General features: G+C 66.3%; 5 protein-coding genes. 4 read left to right on the top strand and 1 reads right to left on the bottom strand.

The window, feature by feature from the left end:
- Window positions 1-2,678: fumarate reductase/succinate dehydrogenase flavoprotein subunit (locus QOC69_RS00630; protein WP_526435329.1), on the top strand; the 2,678-nt coding region annotated here is incomplete at its 5' end.
- Here QOC69_RS00630 and QOC69_RS00625 read toward each other — a convergent pair.
- Complete coding sequence (locus tag QOC69_RS00625; protein ID WP_526435327.1) at window positions 2,675-2,863, bottom strand: hypothetical protein; 189 nt, start codon at window positions 2,861-2,863, stop codon at window positions 2,675-2,677. The genes QOC69_RS00630 and QOC69_RS00625 overlap by 4 nt on opposite strands.
- Before the next feature lie 210 nt (window positions 2,864-3,073).
- On the opposite strand from QOC69_RS00625, the gene QOC69_RS00620 reads away from it, so the two are divergent.
- The 3 genes from QOC69_RS00620 to QOC69_RS00610 form a co-directional block, all read left to right on the top strand.
- Window positions 3,074-5,446, top strand: coding sequence for an arylsulfatase (locus QOC69_RS00620; protein ID WP_526435325.1), 2,373 nt, complete (start codon window positions 3,074-3,076; stop codon window positions 5,444-5,446).
- Between the two features lie 49 nt (window positions 5,447-5,495).
- Window positions 5,496-5,882 (top strand): hypothetical protein, encoded by a 387-nt coding sequence (locus QOC69_RS00615; RefSeq protein ID WP_526435323.1) that lies wholly within the window; start codon window positions 5,496-5,498, stop codon window positions 5,880-5,882.
- Between the two features lie 141 nt (window positions 5,883-6,023).
- The coding region (locus QOC69_RS00610; RefSeq protein ID WP_526435321.1) for an MMPL family transporter at window positions 6,024-6,772 on the top strand (749 nt) is incomplete at its 3' end.

Below are 6,772 nucleotides of genomic sequence, written 5' to 3'. Positions count from 1 at the left end.
CAGAAGGTGCCCTCCGGCTCGACTGTGACGTGCTGGTGATCGGCGGCGGCACCGCAGGAACGATGGCCGCTTTGACGGCGGCCGACAACGGCGCCCAGGTGCTGCTGCTGGAAAAGGCGCACGTGCGTCACTCCGGTGCGCTCGCGATGGGCATGGACGGGGTGAACAACGCCGTCATCCCCGGCAAGGCCGAGCCCGAGGACTACGTCGCCGAGATCACCCGCGCCAACGACGGAATCGTCAACCAGCGCACCATCTATCAGACTGCCACCCGCGGGTTCGCGATGGTGCAGCGGCTCGAACGCTACGGGGTGAAGTTCGAGAAGGACGAGCACGGCGAGTATGCCGTGCGTCGCGTACACCGCTCCGGCTCCTATGTGCTGCCGATGCCCGAGGGCAAGGACGTCAAGAAGGCGCTCTACCGGGTGCTGCGCCAGAAGGCGATGCGCGAGAAGATCCGCATCGAGAACCGGGTCGTCCCCGTCCGCGTGCTCACCGAGAACGGCCGGGCCGTCGGTGCGGCGGCACTCAACAGCCGCACCGGCGAGTTCGTGGTGGTCGCCGCGAAGGCGGTGATCCTGGCCACCGGTCCGTGCGGCCGCCTCGGCCTGCCCGCGTCGGGCTACCTGTACGGCACCTACGAGAACCCGACCAACGCGGGCGACGGCTACTCGATGGCCTACCACGCCGGCGCGGAGTTGTCGGGCATCGAGTGCTTCCAGATCAACCCGCTGATCAAGGATTACAACGGTCCCGCGTGTGCGTACGTGGCCAATCCGTTCGGTGGCTACCAGGTCAACGCGGCCGGTGAGCGGTTCGTCGACTCCGACTACTGGTCGGGCCAGATGATGTCGGAGGTGAAGCGGGAGATCGAGTCGGCTCGCGGGCCCATCTACCTGAAGGTCAGCCACCTGCCCGACGAGACGCTGACCGCGCTGGAGAACATCCTGCACACCACGGAACGGCCGACCCGCGGCACGTTCCACTCCAACCGGGGCCACGACTACCGCACCCATGACATCGAGATGCACATCTCCGAAATCGGGCTGTGCGGAGGGCATTCCGCCTCCGGCGTGTGGGTCGACGAGCACGCCCGCACCACCGTGGAGGGGCTGTACGCGGCCGGCGACCTGGCGTGCGTGCCGCACAACTACATGATCGGCGCCTTTGTCTACGGCGAGCTGGCCGGTCAGCACGCGGCGTCCACTCTCGCCGATGTCGTTGCGCCCCAGTCGCTTCCGGACGATCAGGTGGCAGCCGCGCACGAACTGATCTATCGGCCGCTGCGCAACCCCGACGGCCCTCCGCAACCACAGGTCGAATACAAGCTGCGCCGCTTCGTCAACGATTATGTGGCGCCGCCGAAGACGGCGACCAAGCTGTCCATCGCGGTGCAGACGTTCGACCGCATGCGCGACGAGGTCAAAGGCATCGGTGCGTCGACACCGCACGAGTTGATGCGTGCGGTGGAGGTGTCGGTCATCCGGGACTGCGCCGAGATGGCCGCCCGATCGTCGCTGACCCGCACGGAATCCCGCTGGGGGCTCTACCACGACCGGTCCGACCTGCCCGAGCGAGACGACGAGAACTGGCGCTACCACCTCAACCTGCGCAAGGACGCCGATGGGGCGATGGAGTTCCTGAAGCGGCCGGTGGCGCCGTACTTCGTGCCGGTCCCCGGGCTGGACGCCATTCCCACGGACGGGGGCGTGACGATCCCGGTGCAGCAGCCCGCTCTCGTCGGCGGGCAGGCTCCGGCCACCGACCAATCGCGGGTCCGTGACACGGCTCCGGCGCAGGCGCCGTCGCCACGCATCGCCGCGGTGTTGTCGCTGGAATCCCTTACCGTCCACGATCTTTCGGTGTTTCTGACCGATCCGGACGCCGGCGTGCGGCGCACTGCCGTCGACGTCCTCACCGAGCATCTGCCCGACGAGTACGGTCCGGCCCTCCTTGCGGCGCTCGACGACGGCGATGCGGGCGTCCGCGCCGCGGCGGCCGACGGGGCGCGCGAACTCGTCGAGGTGTTGCCCGACCCTGCCGCCGGACGTGCATTCCTGGGCTCCGCCGATCCGGTGGTGCGTGCGGCCGCGGTCTACCTGCTCAGCTCGCGCAGGGTCGGCGACGCGGCGCACTTCCGTCGCATGCTGGACGATCCGGACCACCGGGTCCGCATCGAGGCCGTGCGGGCGCTGGTGTCCGTCGACGATGTCGACGGCGTGAGCGCCGCGTGGCGGGACGAGAACCGCGAGGTCCGCATCGTGGTCGCCAACGCGCTGGGCACCCTCGGCGAGGGTGCGACGACGGTCGGGGCGCTCATCCGCGACCCGGATCCATTGGTACGGGCTGCGGCGCTGACCGCGCTCGGCGCCGGGGGCTTCTCCGAGCCGGATCTGGCCGCGATCGAGCGTGCCCTTGCAGAATCGGCGTGGCAGGTTCGGCAGGGTGCGGTGCGCGCCCTGGCCGGCGTCCGCACCACCGTTGCGGTCGCTCCGTTGACCCGGGCGCTCAGCGATCCGCACCTCGACGTGCGCAAGGCGGCGGTTCTCAGCCTGACCCGTTGGGCGCCGTCCGACGGTGCCGCGCGGGCCGCACTGAACTCGGCATTGGACGACGGGGACGCCGACGTGCGGGCCTACGCGCGGAAGGCGCTGGCCACGCCGTCAGTGGATCGCTAGGACTTGCGCCGTCGCGAGCCGAGGACCGCGATGCCGATGCCGACCAATGCGACGATCGGACCGATCACCGACCACGTCGTGGTGTTGCTCATCGGGCTGCCGCCCACCACGCCGAATCCCTGCAGTGCCCACAACAGGCCGAACAACGCAACGATCACGCCCAACACCACGATGGCTATCCGCATCACTCGACAGTAGTCGCGTGCGCAGAACGGCTCCACGACCGAGCCGCGGGGCCTAACCTGATGATCTTGACTCGGGCATTCCTCGGGAGGAGGCGCGTGATCGGTTCGGCCGTCTACCGACCATCCCGCTTCGTACGTGTAGGCAGATTGCTGTGAGTGCGAAACCCGCTGTACCAACGTGGTATTCAACTTGTCCAATGGAGGATTGCCATGGCCAGTTCGTCGCCCCGGGTAGTGCGGGACATCCTGCCCATTCCGGATGTCCCGCACGTGGGCCTGACCACTTATGACGCGAAGGACCCGGACACCAGTTATCCGCCGATCCGGGACGTGCGCCCACCGGAGGGTGCGCCCAACGTGCTGGTCATCCTGATCGACGACGTGGGCTTCGGTGCCAGTAGCGCCTTCGGCGGGCCGTGCCAGACGCCCAACTTCGAAAAGCTGGCATCGGGCGGGTTGAAGTACAACCGGTTCCACACCACGGCGTTGTGCTCGCCGACGCGCCAAGCCCTGTTGACCGGTCGCAACCACCATTCGGTGGGGATGGGCAACATCACCGAAACCGCGACCGCGGCGCCCGGGTACACCTCGGTGCTCCCCAATACCAAGGCGCCGCTGCCACTGACCCTCAAGCTCAATGGCTACTCCACCGCGCAGTTCGGCAAGTGCCATGAGATTCCGGTGTGGCAAACCAGCCCGGCAGGACCGTTCACCGCATGGCCGACCGGAGGCGGCGGATTCGAGTACTTCTACGGCTTCATCGGCGGGGAGAACAACCAGTGGGATCCGGCCCTCTACGAGGGCACCACCCCGATCGAGCCGCCGAAGACGGCGGCCGAGGGCTACCACCTGACCGAGGATCTGACCGACAAGGCGATCAACTGGGCGCGCCAGCAGAAGGCATTGCTGCCCGACAAACCCTTCTTCATGTACTTCGCGCCCGGCGCCACCCATGCGCCGCACCAGGTGCCGCCGGAGTGGATTGACAAGTACAAGGGCAAGTTCGCCCACGGCTGGGACCGGCAGCGCGAGATCACGTTCGAACGCCAGAAGGAACTGGGCGTCATCGCACCGGACGCCGTGCTCACCCCGCGCCACGAGGAGATCCCGGCGTGGGATGACATGGATCCGGCGCTCAAGCCCGTGCTCGAGCGCGAGATGGAGGTCTACGCCGCGTTTTTGGAGCACACCGACCACCACGTCGGCCGGCTGCTCGATGCCCTGGGGCCGGTGTTGGACGACACCCTCGTCTACCTGATCGTCGGCGACAATGGCGCTTCAGCGGAGGGCACCCTGCAGGGTGCGTTCAACGAGATGGCCAACTTCAACGGGATGGCCGACATCGAGACCCCCGAGTTCATGATCTCCAAACTCGGCGAGTTCGGCGGAGAGGGTTCCTACGGCCACTACGCGGTCGGTTGGGCGTGGGCGATGGATTCGCCGTATCAGTGGACCAAGCAGGTGGCCTCGCACTGGGGCGGCACCCGTAACGGCACGATCGTGCACTGGCCCAAGGGAATCAAGGACAAGGGTGGTCACCGCAACCAATTCACGCACGTCATCGACCTCGCACCCACCGTGCTGGAGGCGGCGGGCATTCCGGCGCCGACGATGGTCAACGGCGTACTGCAGAGCCCCCACGAGGGGACCAGCATGCTGTACAGCTTCAACGACGCCGATGCACCCGAGCGGCACCAGACCCAGTACTTCGAGATGTTCTGCAACCGAGGCATCTACCACAAGGGGTGGAGCGCGGTGACCAAGCATCGCACGCCATGGGCAATGGGCGGCCAGGCGATGCCCGCCTTCGACGACGACGTCTGGGAGCTCTACGACGGCAACAGCGACTGGACCCAGTCGAGGGATCTGTCGAAGGAGAATCCGGAGAAACTGCATGAACTACAGCGCCTTTGGCTGATCGAGGCGGTCAAGTACAACGTGCTTCCGCTCGACGACCGCCAGATCGAGCGCATCAACCCCGCCACCGCTGGGCGACCGTCGCTGATCAAGGGCAACAGCCAATTGCTGTTTCCTGGCATGGGTCGGCTGTCGGAGAACAGCGTCGTCGACATCAAGAACAAGTCGTTCGCGGTCACCTCCGAGGTGCAGGTGCCTGCAGATGGCCTCGAGGGCGTGATCATCGCCCAGGGCGGTCGGTTCGGCGGGTGGAGCCTGTACGCCAAGGATGGTCGGGCCAAGTTCTACTACAACGTGCTGGGCATCAAGTCGTTCGAGATCGAGGCAACTGAGCCGATTCCGGTCGGTACGACCCAGGTGCGCATGGAGTTCGACTATGACGGCGGCGGAATGGGCAAGGGGGGCAACGTCACCCTCTACTACGACGGCAAGGAAGTCGGCAACGGTCGGGTCGACCAGACCCAGGGCTTCATCTTCTCGGCCGATGAGACGACGGACGTCGGCTATGAGTCCGGCACCACCGTCAGCCCGGATTACACCGCACACTCCAGCAGGTTCAGCGGCAAGATCGACTGGGTGCGGATCGACCTCGGCGAGGACGCCAAGGACGCCGACCACTACATCGACCCCGACGAACGCTTCCGGGTAGCGATGGCGCGGCAGTAGGCCAAGGTCCAGGAACGATCACTGCCCCGTTGGCTCTAGCATTCGGCGTATGCACTTGACGGGGGCCTTCTTCGCGAACGTTGCTCGCGAGGTGAACGGAATGCTCGAAGTGGCGGGTGGGTGTTGGTCTAGCACCACGGTCCAACCGGGATCGGCGGGGTTCGTTACCCAACTGGTGGTCTTCGCCGACGTCGATGACGACGCCGTTGGGCAGGAGTACGTGGTCTGCATCGACGCGACCGGGCCCGGCGGCAGCCGGTGGAATCCTGCCCTATCGACGTCCTTCGTGCTGACGGAGCAGTTGGTGTTCATGATTACGCCGCAGATCGTGCTGCCCATCGAACCGGCCGGAGGCCACCACGTGTACGACGTGCGGGTTCAGGGTCAGCACAGCCGAATCGTCCTCCCGTTGCAGGTGAACGTCGCGAGCACGTAGAGCTTCGGCCGCAACCGGGAACGAAGCCCACTGCGCACCGTTCGCATCTGGTATTACTAAGCTGACCTAACCCCGTAGGGAGGAGCTCCGCCGAGGTGCCCAACTCGCGCGATGCGGATGGGCGCAACGTCGGATGAAGACATGGTGAGCGCTCCGACCATCGACCCCCCAACGGAGCAGGCCCGGCGATCCGGCCTGGCGAAGTGGATCCGCCGGTTGGCGGTCCCGATCATCGTCGGCTGGATCGCGATCATCGCCCTGTTGAACGTGACCGTGCCGCAACTCGAAGTCGTCGGCCAGATGCGGTCGGTCTCGATGAGCCCCGACGAAGCCCCATCGGTGATCGCGATGAAGCGCGTCGGCCAGGTCTTCGAGGAGTTCAAGTCCGACAGTTCGGCCATGATCGTGCTGGAGGGCGAACAGCGCCTCGGCGCCGATGCGCACCGGTTCTACAACGACCTGGTCGCCAAGCTCGAGGCCGACACCAAGTACGTCGAGCACGTTCAGGATTTCTGGGGCGATCCGCTGACGGAAGCCGGAGCCCAGAGCACCGACGGCAAAGCCACATACGTGCAGGTGTATCTCGCAGGCAATCAGGGCGAAGCCCTGGCCAACGAGTCGGTCGCGGACGTGCAGAAACTCGTTGCGGGGCTTACTCCCCCGCCGGGGGTCAAGGTCTACGTCACCGGGGGGTCGGCGCTGGCCGCAGACCAGCAGATGGCAGGCGACCGAAGCGTCAAGATCATCGAGTTCGCCACGTTCGGCGTCATCATCCTGATGCTGCTTCTGGTGTACCGCTCGATCGTCACCGTCCTCATCGTGCTCGTGATGGTGTTCCTCACGCTGTCGGCGTCCCGCGGCGCGGTGGCGTTCCTCGGCTACCACGACCT

Source organism: Mycobacterium sp., from assembly GCF_032162105.1.
GTDB lineage: Bacteria > Actinomycetota > Actinomycetes > Mycobacteriales > Mycobacteriaceae > Mycobacterium.
Note: the sequence above shows the minus strand (reverse complement) of the source record. Positions and strands in the feature narration are given on the sequence as shown.

Coding starts and splice junctions, on each gene's coding strand:
- QOC69_RS00625 (WP_526435327.1), bottom strand. CDS start 2,863: ATGCGGATAGCCATCGTGGTGTTGGGCGTGATCGTTGCGTTGTTCGGC.
- QOC69_RS00620 (WP_526435325.1), top strand. CDS start 3,074: ATGGCCAGTTCGTCGCCCCGGGTAGTGCGGGACATCCTGCCCATTCCG.
- QOC69_RS00615 (WP_526435323.1), top strand. CDS start 5,496: ATGCACTTGACGGGGGCCTTCTTCGCGAACGTTGCTCGCGAGGTGAAC.